Source organism: Streptomyces violaceorubidus (genome assembly GCF_000717995.1).
GTDB classification, from domain to species: domain Bacteria; phylum Actinomycetota; class Actinomycetes; order Streptomycetales; family Streptomycetaceae; genus Streptomyces; species Streptomyces violaceorubidus.
Map to the genome: position 1 here is coordinate 1 of NZ_JODM01000022.1, position 17,036 is coordinate 17,036.

General features: G+C 73.7%; 15 protein-coding genes and 1 rRNA gene. 11 read left to right on the forward strand and 5 right to left on the reverse strand.

Going from position 1 to position 17,036, the window contains the following annotated elements:
* Positions 1 to 96, forward strand: a 5S ribosomal RNA gene (gene rrf, locus IE94_RS37245); the annotation flags it as partial.
* Positions 97 to 217: 121 nt separating this feature from the next.
* Here the strand turns inward: rrf and IE94_RS40655 are convergent.
* A complete protein-coding gene (locus IE94_RS40655; RefSeq protein WP_157849370.1) occupies positions 218 to 1,261 on the reverse strand; it encodes a hypothetical protein in 1,044 nt (347 codons plus the stop codon).
* A gap of 66 nt (positions 1,262 to 1,327) precedes the next feature.
* Here IE94_RS40655 and IE94_RS40660 point away from each other — a divergent pair, with 66 nt between their 5' ends.
* Positions 1,328 to 2,065: a tetratricopeptide repeat protein gene (locus tag IE94_RS40660; protein WP_209441081.1), complete on the forward strand. Its 738-nt coding sequence runs from the start codon at positions 1,328 to 1,330 to the stop codon at positions 2,063 to 2,065.
* Between the two features lie 79 nt (positions 2,066 to 2,144).
* Here the strand turns inward: IE94_RS40660 and IE94_RS0123060 are convergent, their stop codons facing one another.
* A complete protein-coding gene (locus IE94_RS0123060) occupies positions 2,145 to 3,437 on the reverse strand; it encodes a DUF1015 domain-containing protein (RefSeq protein WP_030187453.1) in 1,293 nt (430 codons plus the stop codon).
* Between the two features lie 72 nt (positions 3,438 to 3,509).
* Here IE94_RS0123060 and IE94_RS0123065 point away from each other — a divergent pair, with 72 nt between their 5' ends.
* The 4 genes from IE94_RS0123065 (at position 3,510) to IE94_RS0123080 (ending at position 7,615) form a co-directional block, all read left to right on the forward strand.
* The gene (locus tag IE94_RS0123065; protein ID WP_030187455.1) at positions 3,510 to 4,541 is read left to right on the forward strand and encodes an HAD hydrolase-like protein; all 1,032 of its coding nucleotides are present in this window, start codon (positions 3,510 to 3,512) and stop codon (positions 4,539 to 4,541) included.
* A 112-nt stretch (positions 4,542 to 4,653) separates the two neighbouring features.
* A complete protein-coding gene (locus tag IE94_RS0123070) occupies positions 4,654 to 5,700 on the forward strand; it encodes a FecCD family ABC transporter permease (RefSeq protein WP_030187457.1) in 1,047 nt (348 codons plus the stop codon).
* Between the two features lie 5 nt (positions 5,701 to 5,705).
* Entirely contained in the window at positions 5,706 to 6,743 is a 1,038-nt protein-coding gene (locus IE94_RS0123075) for a FecCD family ABC transporter permease (protein WP_030187460.1), read from the forward strand.
* Positions 6,740 to 7,615, forward strand: coding sequence for an ABC transporter ATP-binding protein (locus tag IE94_RS0123080; protein ID WP_078606568.1), 876 nt, complete (start codon positions 6,740 to 6,742; stop codon positions 7,613 to 7,615). Before IE94_RS0123075 ends, IE94_RS0123080 begins: the two co-directional genes overlap by 4 nt.
* On the opposite strand, the gene IE94_RS0123085 is transcribed toward IE94_RS0123080, so the two are convergent.
* Positions 7,599 to 7,946: a sterol-binding protein gene (locus tag IE94_RS0123085; RefSeq protein WP_030187469.1), complete on the reverse strand. Its 348-nt coding sequence runs from the start codon at positions 7,944 to 7,946 to the stop codon at positions 7,599 to 7,601. The two genes, IE94_RS0123080 and IE94_RS0123085, sit on opposite strands and share 17 nt — an antisense overlap.
* Positions 7,947 to 7,988: 42 nt before the next feature.
* On the opposite strand from IE94_RS0123085, the gene IE94_RS0123090 reads away from it, so the two are divergent.
* The 5 genes from IE94_RS0123090 (at position 7,989) to IE94_RS0123110 (ending at position 13,344) form a co-directional block, all read left to right on the forward strand.
* Positions 7,989 to 8,303, forward strand: a complete 315-nt coding sequence (locus tag IE94_RS0123090; RefSeq protein WP_030187473.1) for a hypothetical protein — start codon at positions 7,989 to 7,991, stop codon at positions 8,301 to 8,303.
* Positions 8,304 to 8,310: 7 nt separating this feature from the next.
* Complete coding sequence (locus IE94_RS0123095) at positions 8,311 to 9,126, forward strand: hemolysin (protein ID WP_030187476.1); 816 nt, start codon at positions 8,311 to 8,313, stop codon at positions 9,124 to 9,126.
* Complete coding sequence (locus tag IE94_RS0123100) at positions 9,123 to 10,028, forward strand: NAD kinase (RefSeq protein WP_030187478.1); 906 nt, start codon at positions 9,123 to 9,125, stop codon at positions 10,026 to 10,028. The genes IE94_RS0123095 and IE94_RS0123100 overlap by 4 nt, the downstream gene beginning before the upstream one ends.
* Before the next feature lie 140 nt (positions 10,029 to 10,168).
* Positions 10,169 to 11,911, forward strand: a complete 1,743-nt coding sequence (gene recN, locus IE94_RS0123105) for a DNA repair protein RecN (RefSeq protein ID WP_030187480.1) — start codon at positions 10,169 to 10,171, stop codon at positions 11,909 to 11,911.
* A gap of 275 nt (positions 11,912 to 12,186) precedes the next feature.
* Complete coding sequence (locus IE94_RS0123110; protein WP_030187483.1) at positions 12,187 to 13,344, forward strand: glycosyltransferase family 4 protein; 1,158 nt, start codon at positions 12,187 to 12,189, stop codon at positions 13,342 to 13,344.
* Between the two features lie 24 nt (positions 13,345 to 13,368).
* Here the strand turns inward: IE94_RS0123110 and IE94_RS0123115 are convergent, their stop codons facing one another.
* Together IE94_RS0123115 and IE94_RS0123120 are read right to left on the reverse strand one after the other, a co-directional pair.
* Positions 13,369 to 15,015, reverse strand: a complete 1,647-nt coding sequence (locus IE94_RS0123115) for a PucR family transcriptional regulator (protein ID WP_030187485.1) — start codon at positions 15,013 to 15,015, stop codon at positions 13,369 to 13,371.
* A 101-nt stretch (positions 15,016 to 15,116) separates the two neighbouring features.
* Positions 15,117 to 16,919 carry a glycoside hydrolase family 15 protein gene (locus IE94_RS0123120; RefSeq protein ID WP_030187488.1) on the reverse strand — a complete coding sequence of 601 codons (1,803 nt, stop codon included), beginning with the start codon at positions 16,917 to 16,919 and terminating at the stop codon, positions 15,117 to 15,119.
* Positions 16,920 to 17,036 lie beyond the last annotated feature (117 nt).

The following is a 17,036-nucleotide window of genomic DNA, read 5'->3' on the forward strand; positions in this document are numbered from 1 at the left end:
GAAACGCCCGGTTACATTTCGAACCCGGAAGCTAAGCCTTACAGCGCCGATGGTACTGCAGGGGGGACCCTGTGGGAGAGTAGGACGCCGCCGAACAATCTTTGGGAAGGACCCCTGGTCCCCAGCGTTCAGCTGGGGACCAGGGGTCCTTTCGTTTTTCCAGGGCGCACCGGGTAGCCGGCTGCGCGAGAATGACTTGCGGTACCGAAGACAGGAGTCACCGATGTCGACCAACTCTCCCGACGACCGACCGGAGCGCGATCAGCGGCGACGGGACAGTGGTGACCGCGGTGACCGCAGAGGTCAGCGCGGTGACCGTGACGGATTCCGTCGTGACGATCGCCGAGGCGATGCTCGTGGCGGCCAGGGTGGCGGCTTCCGCCGGGACGACCGGGACCGTGGGCCTCGCCGGGACGACCGCGACCGTGGTGGCGACCGGGGCTTCCGCCGTGATGACCGGGGCGGTGACCGTCCTCCCTTCCGGCGTGACGATCGCGGGGACCGTGGTGACCGTCCCTCGTACCGCCGGGATGACCGTCGTGACGACCGCCGTGATGACCGGGGTGGCGACCGTCCCCCCTTCCGGCGTGACGACCGTCGGGATGACCGCGGTGGCGAGCGCGCTCCCTTCCGGCGTGACGACCGTGGTGGGCAGCGCGGTGGTTTCCGTCGTGACGACCGCCGGGATGACCGCCGTGACGATCGCCGTGACGGTCGTCGTGAGGACAGCCGTGGCGGTGGCTACGGGCGTCGGGACGACCGGGATCGTGGGGGCGACCGTCCCTCGTTCCGGCGTGACGATCGCGGGGACCGTGGTGACCGTCCCTCGTACCGCCGGGATGACCGTCATGACGACCGCCGTGATGACCGGGGCGGTGACCGGCCGTCCTTCCGGCGTGACGATCGCGGGGACCGTCCCTCGTACCGCCGGGATGACCGTCGTGACGACCGCCGTGATGACCGGGGTGGCGACCGTCCCCCCTTCCGGCGTGACGACCGTCGGGACGAGCGGCGTGACGAGCGGCGTGACGAGCGTCCTCCCTTCCGGCGTGATGACCGTAGGGATGACCGCGGTGGCTTCCGGCGGGACGACAACCGGGGTGAGCGGGGCGGATTCGGTCGGCGTGACGACCGTCGGGACGACGGGCGCGGTGGCGACCGTGGTGGGTTCCGCGGGCGGGACGACCGTGGAGGCCGTGGTCCCCGTCGTGACGACCGGGGCGGGCGTCCCGGTGGGTACCGGGGGCGCGACGACCGGCACGGTGGCGGCGGTGGCCGCTTCCGTGAGGAGCGGGACCGTGACCGGGACCGCGAGCCGATCAAGCGCCTGCCGATCCCCGAGGAGGTCACGGGCGACGAGATCGACAAGGACGTACGGCAGGAGCTGCAGAGCCTGCCCAAGACGCTCGCGGAGGACGTCGCCAGGAACCTGGTGATGGTCGCGCGGCTGCTGGACGAGGACCCGGAGGGCGCGTACGGCTACTCCAGGGTGGCCCTGCGTCTGGCGTCCCGCGTCGCTGCCGTACGGGAGGCGGCCGGGTTCGCCGCGTACGCCAACCAGAAGTACGGCGAGGCGCTGGCGGAGTTCCGGGCCGCGCGGCGGATGACCGGGTCCGTGGAGCTGTGGCCGGTGATGGCCGACTGCGAGCGGGGGCTCGGGCGGCCGGAGAAGGCGCTGGACATGGCCGGCGCCCCCGAGGTGCACAAGCTGGACAAGGCCGGTCAGGTCGAGATGCGCCTCGTGGCGGCCGGCGCCCGGCGTGACATGGGGCAGCTGGACGCGGCCATCGTGACGTTGCAGAGCCCCGAGCTGGCCTCCAACTCCGTACAGCCGTGGACCGCGCGGCTGCGGTACGCCTACGCCGACGCGCTGCTGGCCGCGGGCCGGGAGCAGGAGGCGCGGGAGTGGTTCGCGAAGGCCGTGGAGTCGGACCGGGACGGCAGCACGGACGCCTCCGACCGGCTCGCCGAGCTGGACGGCGTGGAGTTCATGGACGCCCTGGACGAGGACGAGTCCGAGAGCGGCGGGGAGAGCCCCTCCACCGAGGACGGCGACAAGGACTGACGGTCTGACAGCGAGTCGAAAGGGGGCGGGCCGGTTCACCGGCTCGCCCCCTTCGGCGTGTCGTCAGGTCGGGGCCGTCTCAGGCGTCGAGTGTGCGCAGCACCAGGCCCGAGGCCGGTTTGGGGCCGAAGGACGTGGATTTGCGGGGCATCGTGACGCCCTGGCGGGCCAGGTCGCGGACGACCTCCTCGCGGACCGGGTGCATCAGCACCGCCGTACCGCCGTCGCGTTCCGCCTTCTCGACGGTGGCCGCCGTGTCGTGGATGTAGGAGAGGTGGACCGCCGAGTCGTCGGGGACGTGCCAGACGTGGGCGAGGAGCGTGGCGTGCAGGACGGTGGCGTCCAGGGTGCGCCAGGCCTCGGGTCGGTCGGTGGGGACCGTGCGGGCCAGCAGGCCGGGGTCCGGCAGGTCGACGAGGTGGAAGGCGCCGTCGCCGGCGAGGAGGAAGGCGTTGCCCGCGGCGGCCGCCTGCGCGAGGGTTTCCAGGGACGCGTCCAGCGGCGTGTCCAGGCGGCGGACGCGGAAGTGCCCGTCCAGGGCGGCCACGGCGTCGTGCACCGGGACGCCGTGCAGCAGCCGGTGGATGGCGCGGACGCGGAGCGGGTAGCGGGCCGTGTCGACGAGGAGGACCAGGCCGTGGTCCCACGGGCTGGGCGAGGGGTGTTCCGCGCGGAGGGTGCGGTAGGTGGCCCAGCGGTGGTGGCCGTCGGCGATCAGCGCCTGGTGCCGGGACAGTTCGGCCCGGACGCGGGCGACGGCATCCGGGTCGGTGACCGACCACAGGCGGTGGCTGTAGCCGTCCTCGGTGGTCGTGGACAGGAGCGGCGGACGCTCGGCGGTGCGTTCCACGAGGGCGGTGGTGGCCGGCGTCTCGCCGTCGCCGCGGTAGGTCAGCAGCAGCGGTTCGAGGTTCGCCCGGGTGGCCCGCATGAGTGCCGCGCGGTCGGCGACGACGTGGGGCATGACGTCCTCGTGCGGCAGGACCACCTGCTCGGCGGGGTCGGACACGCGCAGGGCGCCGATCACGCCGCGCTGGAGCATGCCGTCGCGGGCGCACTGTTCGTAGACGTACAGGCCCGGTTCGGGGTCGGTGGTCAGGACGCCCTCCGCCGTCCAGCGCCGGAGGGTGCGCGCGGCCTGCTCGTTGCGCGCCCCGGGCGTGGCGGCCTGCGGCAGGATCAGCCGGACGATGTTGTGCGGGTCGGCGGACTCGAGGTGGAGCAGGCCGTCGGGGCGGACCACGACGTCGTAGGGAGGGGAGGTCACGGCGGCCAGGCTGCCGACCCGGTCGGGGTCGTAGCGGAGGCCTCGGAACGGGGTGAGTTCCAGGCCCCGGCGGGCCGTTGCTTCCGGGTGACCTGCAGAGTTCATCCCGGCATCGTACGTGTGTCGGTGGCATGGGGGATGATCGGGGGAAAGGCGACGAACGAGGAGCGATGCGCGATGAGCCGGAGCGTCAGGACGAGGCCCGAGGGCAGTGGACGGGCTCTGCACGAGGCCTATGACACAGCGCTCCTCGACCTGGACGGCGTGGTGTACGCCGGGGGGAACGCGATCGCTCACGCCGTCGACTCCCTCGCCGCGGCCCGCGACGGCGGCATGCGCCTGGCGTACGTCACCAACAACGCGCTCCGGACACCCGACGCGGTGGCCGCGCACCTGACCGAGCTGGGTATACCGACGGGGGCCGAGGACGTCATCACGTCGGCGCAGGCGGTGGCCCGGCTGATCGCCGAGCAGCTGCCCTCGGGGGCGCGGGTGCTGGTGATCGGTGGTGAGGGGCTGCGCGTGGCGCTGCGTGAGCGCGGTCTCGAGCCGGTGGAGTCGGCCGAGGAGGACCCGGCGGCCGTGGTGCAGGGGTTCGGCGGTCCGGAGCTGCCGTGGGGCCGGTTCGCCGAGGCCTGCTACGCGATCGCGCGGGGTGTCCCCTGGTACGCCTCCAACACTGACCTGACCATCCCGGGCGCCCGCGGGATCGCCCCGGGCAACGGCGCCGCGGTGGAGGTCGTGCGGATCGCGACCGGCGCCGAGCCGCAGGTCGCGGGGAAGCCGTTGCCCCCCATGCACCGGGAGACGATCCTGCGGACCGGCGCCCGGCGCCCGTTGGTGGTCGGCGACCGGCTGGACACGGACATCGAGGGCGCGTTCAACGGGGAGGTCGACTCGCTGCTCGTCCTGACCGGCGTGACCGACGGGGCGCAGTTGCTGGCGGCCCCGCCGCAGCACCGGCCGACGTACGTGGACGCCGACCTGCGTGGGCTGCTCACCGGGCAGCCGGACGTCACCGGTGACGCCGAGGGAGGCTTTGGCTGCGGGGGTTGGACCGCGAAGGCCGGCGGGGAGCGGCTGGAGCTGGGCGGCGACGGTACGGCGCTGGACGGGCTGCGTGCGCTGTGCGCGGCGGCCTGGACGGCGGGCGGGGAGCGAGGCTGCGCACTGGACTCGGGGAAGGCACTGGCGCGGTTGGGGTGGTGACGGCGGCGGCTACGGAAGGGCGCCCGGTCACGGGTGGGACGGATGCGGGCAGGGGGCCTCTTGGCGGTCCTCGGGATCGTGATTGATTAGCAGGGTAGGCTAACCTAACTGCGTGTTGGTCGACAGTCCTCCCGAACAGCGCGCGGAGACCGCTTCCGCGCCGCCCTCCAAGCGCCGTGTCCTGCGCGCAGCGGGGCTGCCCGTCTCCGTGGCGGTCCTGGTGCTCATCGTGTTGGCGAGCATCGCGATCGGTGCGAAGGACCTGTCACTGGCGGAGGTCTGGCACGGCCTCTTCCACGGCTCGGGCACCTACGGCGACGTCGTGGTCGGTGAGCGGCTGTCCCGCACCGTCCTCGGTCTGCTGGCCGGCGCCGCCCTCGGCCTCGCCGGAGCCGTGCTCCAGGCGCTGACCCGCAATCCGCTGGCCGATCCCGGACTCCTCGGCATCAACGCGGGAGCCTCGGCGGCCGTCGTCACGGGCATCACCTTCTTCGGCGTCACCTCGCTGACGGGATACGTCTGGTTCGCCTTCGCCGGCGCGGCGGGGGTCGGCGCGCTGGTCTGGTTCCTGGGCGGCAGCCGGGGGGCCACACCGGTGCGGCTGGTGCTGGCAGGCACCGCGATCAGTGCCGCGCTCTTCGGCTACCTCCAGGCCGTCATGATCATGGACGACGCGGCGCTGGGCAGGATGCGCTTCTGGACGGTGGGCTCGCTGGCCTCGGCGACGACCGGCACCATCAAGGAGGTGCTGCCCTTCTTCGTGGTCGGCTCGGTCCTGGCGCTGGCGCTGGCCCGGCCGCTCAACGCCATGGAGATGGGCGACGACACCGCCAGGGCCCTCGGCGCCAACCTCAACCGCACCCGGGCGCTGTCCATGCTCGCCGCGACCGTGCTGTGCGGTGCCGCGACCGCCGCCTGCGGGCCGATCGTGTTCGTCGGGCTGATGATCCCGCACATCGTCCGCTCCTTCACCGGACCCGACATGCGCTGGATCCTGCCCTACGCCGCGATCCTGTCCCCGGTCCTGCTGCTGGGCGCGGACGTCCTGGGCCGGATCGTCGCCCGGCCCTCGGAACTCCAGGTCGGCATCGTCACCGCGGTCCTCGGCGGGCCGGTCTTCATCTTTCTCGTACGACGGCGGAGGACGGCCCAGCTGTGAAGACCGTGAAGACCAACCGTGCCGTGCGCAGCCGGGGCGGGCTGTCCTTCCGCCTGGACGTGCGGGCCGCCGTCGTGGTCGCGCTGCTGCTGCTCCTCGCGCTCACCGCGAGCGTGCTGCTGATCGGCACCGGCGACTTCGACATACCGCCCGCCGACGTGCTGAGGACCCTGGTCGGCCGGGGCAATGCCGGTCAGGAGTTCATCGTCAACGAGCTGCGGCTGCCGCGGGTCCTGGTCGGTCTGCTGGTCGGGGGCGCGCTCGGGGTCGGCGGCGCGCTCTTCCAGGCCATCTCCCGCAACCCGCTCGGCAGTCCGGACGTCCTCGGCCTCGGGCAGGGGGCGACGGCCGGTGCGCTCGTCATGATCGTCCTGTTCTCCGGCAGCTTGGCCCAGGTGACCGTCGGCGCGCTCGTCGGCGGCCTGGTGACCGGTCTCGCCATCTATCTGCTCGCCTGGAAGCGGGGCGTGCACGGATACCGGCTGGTCCTGGTCGGTATCGGCGTGTCCGCGATGGTCACGGCGGTCAACGGCTACCTGCTCACCCGTGCCGACATCGTCGACGCCTCCCGCGCCGTCGTCTGGATGACCGGCTCCCTCGACGGCCGCGACTGGGACCAGGTCTGGCCCCTGCTCGCCCTGTGCGCCGTACTCGTGCCGCTCGTGCTCACCAACGGACGGGCGCTGCGGATGATGGAGATGGGCGACGACATCTCCTACGCCCTCGGTGTACGCGTCGAGCGGGTGCGGGCGCTGCTGATGGTCGCCGCCGTCCTGCTCACCGCCGCCGCGACCGCCGCCGCCGGGCCGGTCAGCTTCGTGGCGCTCACCGCGCCGCAGCTCGCCCGGCGCCTGACCCGCTCGCCCGGCCCCAACCTGCTGCCGTCCCTGTGCATGGGCGCCGCCCTGCTGGTCGGCGCCGACTGGATCTCGCAGCGGGTCTTCGGCGCCGACCAGCTGCCCGTCGGCGTCGTCACCGGCGTGCTCGGCGGCGTCTACCTGCTGTGGCTGCTGGTCACCGAGCGCAAGGCGGGCCGGATATGAGCGCCGGCACCGGCCACCGCAGCGGGCCCGAGAACCAAAGGAGCAACGTGAACCGCCTGACCGCCGAGAACGTCACCCTCGCCTACGACCAGCGGGTCATCGCGGAGAAGCTGTCGGTGGCGATACCCGACAACTCCTTCACGGTGATCGTCGGTCCGAACGCGTGCGGCAAGTCCACCCTGCTGCGGGCCCTGTCACGGATGCTCAAGCCGAGCGAGGGCCGGGTCCTGCTCGACGGGTCGGTCATCCAGTCGATGCCCGCCAAGCAGGTCGCCCGGACCCTCGGCCTGCTCCCGCAGTCGTCCATCGCGCCCGACGGCATCACCGTCGGCGACCTCGTCGGCCGCGGCCGCTACCCGCACCAGGGCATCCTGCGCCAGTGGTCCACCGAGGACGAGCGGGTGGTGCAGGAGTCGATGGCCCGGACCGGCGTCGCCGAGCTGGCCGACCGCTACGTCGACGAACTCTCCGGCGGACAGCGCCAGCGCGTGTGGATCGCCATGGCGCTCGCCCAGCAGACCCCGCTGCTGCTCCTGGACGAGCCGACCACGTACCTGGACATCCAGCACCAGATCGACGTCCTCGACCTGTGCGCGGAACTCCACGAGGAGCAGGGCCGCACCCTCGTGGCCGTGCTGCACGACCTCAACCACGCCGCCCGCTACGCCACCCACCTCATCGCCCTGCGCGGCGGGGAGGTCATCGCCGAGGGCGCGCCGAAGGACATCGTCACCGCGGACCTGGTCGAGCGGGTCTTCGGGCTGCGCTGCCAGGTCATCGACGACCCGGAGACGGGTACGCCGCTGGTGGTGCCGGCCGCCCGCAAGGGACGTACCAGGCCGGCGGAAGCTGCCGCTACAGGAGCTTCCTGAGCCGGAACAGATCGCGCAGGCCCGCCTCCAGCCTCACCCGGCCCGAGCCCCACGCCCTGGCGAAGTTCAGTTCGCCCGCCACCAGGGCCACCAGGTCGTCGCCGGTCATCGCCAGCCTGATCTCGGCCTTCTCGCGGGGCGGACCCTCCAGGGTCTCGCGCACGTCGATGCGGCCGTCCGCCATGCGTCCGGCGAAGGTCACGTCCAGGTCGGTGATGTGGCAGCTCACCGAGCGGTCCAGCTCCGTGGCCGAGCGCACGTCCCCTTCGGCGTCCCGCATGCTGTCCGAGAGCTTGTCGAGTGCGGCACGGCACTCCTCAGTCGTCGCCATCGGGACCGACCGTACCCCAGCACCACGCGGTAGCGTCGGGGCATGAGCGACGCAGTACCGGAGCCGGTGTCCGAGCCCGAGGGACCCGAGGGGGCGGAGTCCGCGGCCCACCCGGACCCGGGGTACGAGCCGGCCGCCCCCGCCCCGCTGGACGTCCCCCGCACCCCCACCGGGAACGCCGAGGTCGACGCCCGGCTGGCGCGGCTGGCCGACGCCGACCACCTGGCCACCGACGGACACGTGGAGGTGTACGAGGATGTACACCGGGGGCTGCGCGACGCGCTCACCGCGCTCGACGCCCGCCCGGGACCACCGGGGCCCCCGTCAACGCCCTCACCGTACGAACACAGGAGCTGAACCGAACGTGGCAGGAGTCGCACGCCGCCGTCTCGACGCGGAGCTGGTGCGCCGCAAGCTGGCGCGCTCGCGCGAGCACGCGAGCCAGCTGATCGCCGCCGGGCGGGTCACCGTCGGCAAGACCGTCGCGACCAAACCCGCCACGCAGGTCGAGACCGCCGCGGCCATCGTGGTGACCGCCGACGACAGCGACCCGGACTACGTCTCGCGCGGCGGCCACAAGCTCGCCGGCGCCGTCGCCGCCTTCCTGCCGCAGGGCCTGCTCGTCGAGGGGCGGCGGGCCCTGGACGCCGGTGCCTCCACCGGCGGCTTCACCGACGTACTGCTGCGGGCGGGAGCCGCGCACGTCGTCGCCGTGGACGTCGGTTACGGACAACTCGCGTGGAGCCTCCGACAGGATGAACGCGTCACCGTCAAGGACCGTACGAACGTACGCGAGTTGACGCCGGAAGCGATCGATGGGGAGCCCGTGGACCTTGTCGTGGGGGATCTGTCCTTCATCCCGCTCGGACTGGTACTGCCCGCCCTGGTGCGGTGCACCCGGCCGGACGCCGACCTGGTGATGATGGTGAAGCCGCAGTTCGAGGTGGGGAAGGAACGGCTGGGCAGCGGGGGAGTGGTACGCAGCGCGCAGCTGCGGGCCGAGGCCGTGCGGGGGGTCGCGCACAGGGCCTGGGAGCTGGGGCTCGGTGTGAAGGGGGTCACCGCCAGTCCGCTGCCGGGCCCCTCCGGGAACGTCGAGTACTTTCTGTGGCTGCGGGCCGGGGCCGGTGCACTGGACCCGGCCGATGTTGACCGTGCAGTGGCGGAGGGGCCGCGTTGACACAGAACCGAGCGCGAACTGTTTTCCTGCTCGCCCACACCGGGCGCCCCGCTGCCATCCGCAGCGCCGAGCTGGTGGTCAAGGGGCTGCTGCGGGCCGGGATCGGCGTCAGGGTCCTGGAGGCCGAGGCGCGGGATCTGCCGCTGCCGGGTGAGGTGGAGCTGGTCGGCGAGGCCACTCCGCAGTGCCTGGACGGGTGCGAGCTGCTCATCGTGCTCGGCGGGGACGGCACGCTGCTGCGCGGCGCCGAGTTCGCCCGCGCCTCGGGCGTGCCCATGCTCGGGGTCAACCTCGGCCGGGTCGGCTTCCTCGCGGAGGCCGAGCGCGACGACCTCGACAAGGTCGTGGACCGGGTGGTGAACCGGGCCTACGAGGTCGAGGAGCGGATGACCGTCGACGTCGTCGTGCACCGCAACGGCGACATCGTGCACACGGACTGGGCGCTGAACGAGGCCGCGGTGCAGAAGGCCGGCGCGGAGAAGCTGCTGGAAGTCGTGCTGGAGATCGACGGCCGGCCGGTGACCGGGTTCGGCTGCGACGGCATCGTGCTGTCGACGCCGACCGGGTCGACGGCGTACGCCTTCTCGGCCGGGGGGCCGGTGGTGTGGCCCGAGGTGGAGGCCCTGCTGATGGTGCCCATCAGCGCCCACGCGCTGTTCGCGAAGCCGCTGGTGACCTCGCCGGACTCGGTGCTCGCGGTGGAGGTGCTGCCGCACGTCCCGCCGGGGGTGCTGTGGTGCGACGGGCGGCGGACGGTGGAGCTGCCGCCGGGCGCGCGGGTGGAGGTGCGGCGGGGGGCGGTACCGGTACGGCTGGCCCGGTTGCACCATGCGTCGTTCACGGACCGGCTGGTGGCGAAGTTCGCGCTGCCGGTGTCCGGATGGCGCGGGGCGCCGCACTAGCGGTCTCGAAGGGGTGGTTCCGGTGCGGCGCGGGACGCGGTGCGTTGTGGCTGGTCGTGGCGGTCCCCGCGGCCCTGACGGCACAACCCGTCCCGGCGTGACAGGGGCGGCCTGTGTGCGCTTTCCGGCCTCGACCTCGTATGGTCGTGTCCGTGCTTGAGGAGATGCGGATACGGTCGCTCGGGGTCATCGACGACGCCGTGGTCGAGCTGTCGCCCGGGTTCACCGCTGTCACCGGTGAGACGGGTGCCGGCAAGACCATGGTGGTCACCAGCCTGGGGCTGCTGCTGGGCGGACGCGCGGACGCGGCGCTCGTGCGGATCGGGGCGAAGAACGCGGTCGTCGAGGGGCGCATCGCCGTGCCCGGCGACGCCGCGGTGGCCGTCCGGGCCGAGGAGGCCGGGGCCGAGCTGGACGACGGGGCGCTGCTGATCAGCCGTACCGTTTCCGCCGAGGGGCGCTCGCGCGCGCATCTGGGCGGGCGCTCGGTGCCGGTGGGGATGCTCGCCGAGCTGGCCGACGAGCTGGTGGCCGTGCACGGGCAGACCGACCAGCAGGGGCTGCTCAAGCTGAACCGGCAGCGGCAGGCCCTGGACCGGTACGCGGGCGACGCGGTCGCCGGACCGCTCGCCAAGTACGCCGAGGCGTACCGCCGGCTGCGGGCCGTCACCGCGGAGCTGGAGGAGATCACCACGCGCGCGCGTGAGCGCGCCCAGGAGGCCGACCTCCTGCGCTACGGCCTCGACGAGATCGCGGCCGTCGAGCCGCGCGCCGGTGAGGACGTGGAGCTGGCGGAGGAGGCGGAGCGGCTGGGACACGCCGAGGCGCTCGCGTCGGCCGCCACGGTCGCCCACGCCGCCCTGGCGGGCAACCCGGAGGACCCCGAGGGCGTCGACGGCTCCACGCTCGTCGCGGGCGCGCAGCGGGCCCTGGACGCCGTACGGTCCCACGACCCGGCGCTGGCCGCGCTCGCCGAGCGGATCGGTGAGGTGGGCATCCTGCTGCGGGACGTGGCCGGGGAACTCGCCGGGTACGCGGACGACCTGGACGCCGACCCGCTGCGGCTGGCGGCGGTCGAGGAGCGCCGGGCGGCGCTCACCGCGCTGACCCGGAAGTACGGCGAGGACATCGGGGCCGTGCTGAGCTGGGCCGAGCAGAGCGCCGCGCGGCTGACGGAGCTGGACGGGGACGACGAGCGGATCGGCGAGCTGACCGCCGAGCGGGACGCGCTGCGGGCGGAACTGGGCGGGCTCGCCCAGGCGCTGACCGACGCGCGCACCGAGGCCGCCGAGCGGTTCGCCGCCGCGGTGACCGCCGAACTGGCCTCGCTCGCCATGCCCCACGCCCGCGTGTCGTTCGAGATCCGGCAGGCCGAGGACCCGGAGGGCGTCGAGGTCGGCGGGCGGACGGTCGCCTACGGGCCGTCGGGCGCCGACGAGGTGGAGCTGCTGCTCGCCCCGCACCCCGGCGCGCCGCCGCGGCCGATCGCCAAGGGCGCGTCCGGTGGTGAGCTCTCGCGCGTGATGCTGGCCGTGGAGGTCGTCTTCGCGGGCACCGATCCCGTGCCGACGTACCTGTTCGACGAGGTCGACGCCGGGGTCGGCGGCAAGGCGGCGGTGGAGATCGGGCGGCGGCTGGCGCGGCTGGCGAAGAGCGCGCAGGTCGTGGTCGTCACGCATCTGCCGCAGGTGGCCGCGTTCGCCGACCGGCAGCTGCTGGTGGAGAAGACGAACGACGGCTCGGTCACCCGCTCCGGCGTGAAGGTCCTGGAAGGCGAGGAGCGCGTCCGGGAGCTGTCCCGGATGCTCGCCGGCCAGGAGGACTCGGAGACGGCCCGTGCCCACGCCGAGGAACTGCTGGAGACGGCCCGGGCCGACCGGTAGGGATCAGGCGCCGGGCGGGCGTACTTGGCGGGTCTCCCGGGCGTGTGCCGCGGGTGTCGGGGCGACGGCGCGATGTTCACTCGTACGAGTGAGGCGGTTCCGTGTCGTTGCCCCGTCGGCCGTCCGGTGGCGGCGGTCGTCGTTGCCGGAACACCCGTGCGGCCTGGCATCCTTGACGGAGCGGCGCACCGGAATCCGCCCGGCGCGCCCCGTCCGCACCATCCTTCTGTACGTTCTTCGTGACCGTCCCCCGCCGATCCAGGAGCCGCGGCCAGGTGACCCCCGTGAGCAGCCACTCACCGCACGGCCAGGCGCCGCTGCGCACCGTGCAGGTGCTGGGCGGCGGCAACGCCGGCAGCAGCGCGCACGTGCGCTCGCTGGCCGCGGGGCTCGTCGCGAGGGGCGTGAAAGTGACGGTGTGCGCCCCCTTTGATGCGGAGCGCACCTACGACTTCACGGGCGCCGGGGCCGACCACGTGCACGTGCCGCGCAGCAGCGATCCCGTCTCGGTGGCCGCGCTGCGGACGGTGTGCGCAGAGGCCGACCTGGTGCACGCGCACGGACTGCACGCCTCCTTCCGCGCCGCCCTGGCCCTGGGCGGGCGGCGGGTGCGCACACCGCTCGTCGTCACCTGGCACGACCGGGTGCACGCGCAGGGAGCGCGCGGGCAGTTGCTGCGCGTGCTGGAGCGGCGGGTGATGAAGGCCGCCACCGTCGTGCTCGGCGCCACCTCGGAGCTGGTCGACGGGGCGCGGCGGACGGGCGCGCGGGACGCCCGCCTCGGCCCCGTCGCGCTCCCAGCCCGGCCGGACCGGCCGGACCGGCCGGCCGGTCCCGAGGACCCCGACCGGCTGCGCCCCAAGCTCCGGGCCGAACTCGGCGCCGTCGACCGCCCGTTGCTGGTCGCCGTCGGTTCCCTGGAGCCGCACCGGGGGTACGACGTCCTGCTCGACGCCGCGCGCGTGTGGCGCCGCCTCGATCCGGAGCCACTGGTCGTGGTCGCCGGGGAGGGGCCGCTGCGCGGCGAGTTGCAGGCGCGGATCGAGGAAGAGGGACTGCCGGTGGTGCTCGTCGGCAGCCGCGACGACGTGCCCGACCTGCTCGGGGCGGCCGACCTGGCGCTGCTGCCCAGCCGCCGGGAGCCGGGGCGTTCCGTCCTCGCCCAGGAGGCGCTCCACGCCGGTGTGCCGCTCGTCGCCGGTGCCGTCGGCGGCGTCCCCGAGCTGGTGGGCGACGCCGCCGAACTCGTACCGCCCGGAAACGCATGGGCCCTCGCCGACGCCGTGGTCCGGCTGCTCGCCGACCCCGCGCGGCGGGACGAGCTGCGGGAGCGCGGAGCACGGCAGGCGGCCACCTGGCCGACCGAGGACGAGACCGTCGCCCAGGTGCTGAGCATCTACGACGAGTTGACGCAGCCCACGCCGTTGCTCTAGGCACCCGCCTCGGGGCCCGCGCCGCTACGGCACGTGCCGGCGGGCGCGCAGGGCCAGGCTCAACGCCAGTACGGTCTGCGGGTCGTCCAGGTCCGTGCCCAGCAACTCCCCGATCCGCGCCAGCCGGTTGTAGAGCGTCTGCCGGTTGAGGTGGAGTTCGCGCGCCGTCTCCGCCTTGCGGCCGGCGTGGGCCAGGTACGTCTGGAGGGTGGGCAGCAGAGGCGGCTTCGAGCGGTCGTCGTGGTCCCGCAGCGGGCCGATCGCCCGGTCCACGAACGCCGCGAGGTCCGGGTGTTCGCGCAGCCGCCACAGCAGCAGGTCGATGTCCAGGCGCCGGGCGTCGTACCAGGGCCGGTCGGTCAGGCCCTGCGCCGCGGTCGCCGTCTCCGCCGCGTGCCTGAGACCCGCCGAGGCCGCCGCCCAGCCGCCGGACACCCCGACGACCACGACCGGCGGTTGCGCCCCCGGCCGCCGCATCCCGGCCCGTTCCACGCCCGCCCGCAGCGCCGCCGCGACCCGGTCCGCGACCGCCGCCCGCTCCGACTCCGAGCGCAGCCCCAGCAGCAGCGGGACCCGGCCCTCCACCGGCCGTACGCCCAGCAGGACCGGTACCCCCACCGAGGCCAGTTCCTCGGCGACCGCGCGTGCCAGCACCGCCCAGCCGCCGCTCGCGGGGGACAGGGCGTCCCCCAGCCGCATCACCACCGGCAGCAGGGGTCCCGAACCCGGTTTGAAGCCCAGGACCCGGGCCTGCGCCGGGGCGTCCCCGGCGGTGATCCGGCCCTCGGCGAGGTCGGTGAGGAAGTCGCCCCGCCCGCGCGCCGCCAGCTCCTCCTCCTGCCGTGCCTGCATCAGCACGACGGCGAGGATGCCGGCCGCCCGCTCCGCCGCCATCCGGTGCAGCGGCGCCAGCGGGGACCGTACCGGCAGCAGGACAAGCCGGGCCCGGACCGACCCCGCGCCCGGCCCGCCGCCGGGGACGTCCACGAGGACCGAGCCCGCCGGGGGCGGCGCCTCCTTGTGCGGGTCCCGCAGGCCCTCCCAGACCTGGAGGGGGTCGGCACCCTCGGGCCCGGACCCGGCGGCGTACAGCAGGCGGCCGTCGGTGGTCTCCAGGAAGACCGGGTTGCCGGCGGAGTCGGCCAGGACGGCGAGGACCTGGGGCACCCCGCCGCCGCCCAGCAGCGCCTCGGTGCAGCGGCGGTGGACCTCCTCGGCACGCTGGAGCAGCGCGTAGTGGCCGTTGACGATCTCGGTGTGGATCTCCTCGGTGACCGTCACGAACGGCACCTCGCGGTGCAGCTGCACCAGCGGCAGCCCGGCCGCGCGGGCCGTGTCGACCAGGGCCGCCGGGAGCCGGGCGAAGCGCGGGCCCAGCTCCACGACGAGCGCCGCGATGCCGCGCTCGGCCAGCGTGCGCACGAACGCCCGCTGCTCGGCGGGGCGGGTGCCGAGGCCGTACCCGGTGGTCAGCAGCAGTTCGCCGCCCTTGAGCAGCGAGGCGATGTTGGGCACCTCACCGGCGTGCACCCAGCGCACGGTGCGCTGGAGGCGGTCGGCGCCCGCCAGGATCTCCGGCAGACCGCTGCGCAGCCCGGGCAGCTCCAGTGCCCGGCGCACGGTGATCCCGGCGCCCTGGGTGTCGAATCCGCTGCTCGTGCCGCTGTCCATGAGCCGGACGCTACCCGCAGCGGCCCCGCCCGGGACATCCACCCGACCTCCCCGGGCCGGCGGTGCCGCCGGTCAGGCGTCCCTCGCCCCGTGCCCCGTGCTCAGCCCCCGTACGCCCCGCTCGCCGTCAGCCTCAGTGCCGTGTCGATCAGGGGGACGTGGCTGAAGGCCTGCGGGAAGTTGCCGACCTGGCGTTGCAGGCGGGGGTCCCACTCCTCGGCCAGGAGGCCCAGGTCGTTGCGCAGGGAGAGGAGCTTCTCGAACAGCTTGCGCGCCTCGTCGACCCGGCCGATCATCGCAAGGTCGTCGGCCATCCAGAACGAGCAGGCCAGGAAGGCCCCCTCGTCGCCCGGCAGACCGTCGACGCCCTCGTCCTTGCCGTCCGTCGGGTAGCGCAGGATGAAGCCGTCCGAGGTGGACAGCTCGCGCTGGATGGCCTCGATGGTGCCGATGACCCGCTTGTCGTCCGGCGGCAGGAAACCCATCTGCGGGATCAGCAGCAGGGAGGCGTCCAGCTCCTGGGAGCCGTAGGACTGCGTGAAGGTGTTGCGCTCCTTGTCGTAGCCCTTCTCGCACACGTCCCGGTGGATGTCGTCGCGCAACTCCTTCCAGCGCTCCAGCGGGCCGTCCGCGTCGCCGGACTCGATCAGCTTGATGGTGCGGTCGACGGCCACCCAGGCCATCACCTTGGAGTGCACGAAGTGGCGGCGCGGGCCGCGCACCTCCCAGATGCCCTCGTCCGGCTCGTTCCAGTGGTCCTCCAGGTAGCGGATCAGCTTGAGCTGGAGCACCGAGGCGTAGTCGTTGCGGGCCAGGCCCGTCATGTGGCCCAGGTGCAGGGCCTCGGTCACCTCGCCGTAGACGTCCAGCTGGAGCTGGTGCGCCGCGCCGTTGCCGACCCGCACCGGCGACGAGCCCTCGTAGCCCGGCAGCCAGTCCAGCTCCGCCTCGCCCAGCTCCCGCTCGCCGGCGATGCCGTACATGATCTGCAGGTTCTCTGGGTCGCCGGCGACCGCGCGCAGCAGCCACTCGCGCCAGGCGCGGGCCTCCTCGCGGTAACCGGTGCGCAGCAGCGAGGACAGGGTGATCGCCGCGTCGCGCAGCCAGGTGTAGCGGTAGTCCCAGTTGCGGACGCCGCCGATGTCCTCCGGCAGGGAGGTGGTGGGCGCGGCGACGATGCCGCCGGTGGGGGCGTACGTCAGGGCCTTCAGCGTGATCAGGGAGCGGACCACGGCCTCGCGGTAGGGACCGTGGTACGTGCAGTGCTCGACCCACTCGCGCCAGAAGTCCTCGGTGGCCACCAGCGACTGCTCGGGCTCCGGCAGCGCCGGCGGCTCCTTGTGCGAGGGCTCCCACGAGATCGTGAACGCGATCCGGTCACCCGGCGCGACCGTGAAGTCCGCGTACGTGGTCAGCGCCTTGCCGTAGGTCTCCGCCTCCGTGTCGAACCACACGGAGTCCGGGCCCGCGACGGCCACCGTGCGGCCGTCCTGCTTGCGCACCCAGGGGACCACCCGGCCGTAACTGAAGCGCATCCGCAGCTCCGAGCGCATCGGCACCCGGCCGGAGACGCCCTCCACGATCCGGATCAGCTGCGGCGCGCCGTCGCGCGGGGGCATGAAATCGATCACCCGGACGGTGCCGCGCGGGGTGTCCCACTCGGACTCCAGGATCAGCGAGTCGCCGCGGTAGGACCGCCGGGCCGAGGTGGGCGGTTCGGCGCCGGGCGCGTAGGCGGGCCCGAGCCGCCAGAAACCGTGTTCCCCGGTGCCCAGCAGGCCGGCGAAGATGGCATGCGAGTCGAAGCGGGGCAGGCACAGCCAGTCGACTGTGCCGTCCCGGCAGACCAGGGCAGCGGTCTGCATGTCTCCGATGAGTGCGTAGTCTTCGATGCGCCCGGCCACGTGCAACTCCAGTCGAACGGCCACGTCACCCCGCATGGGGGCGGTCGCTAGTGCGGTCAGCGGTCAAGGGTGGGTCAGGGGGTGTGTCAGGAAATGTGTGTCGAGGATGTCTGTCCT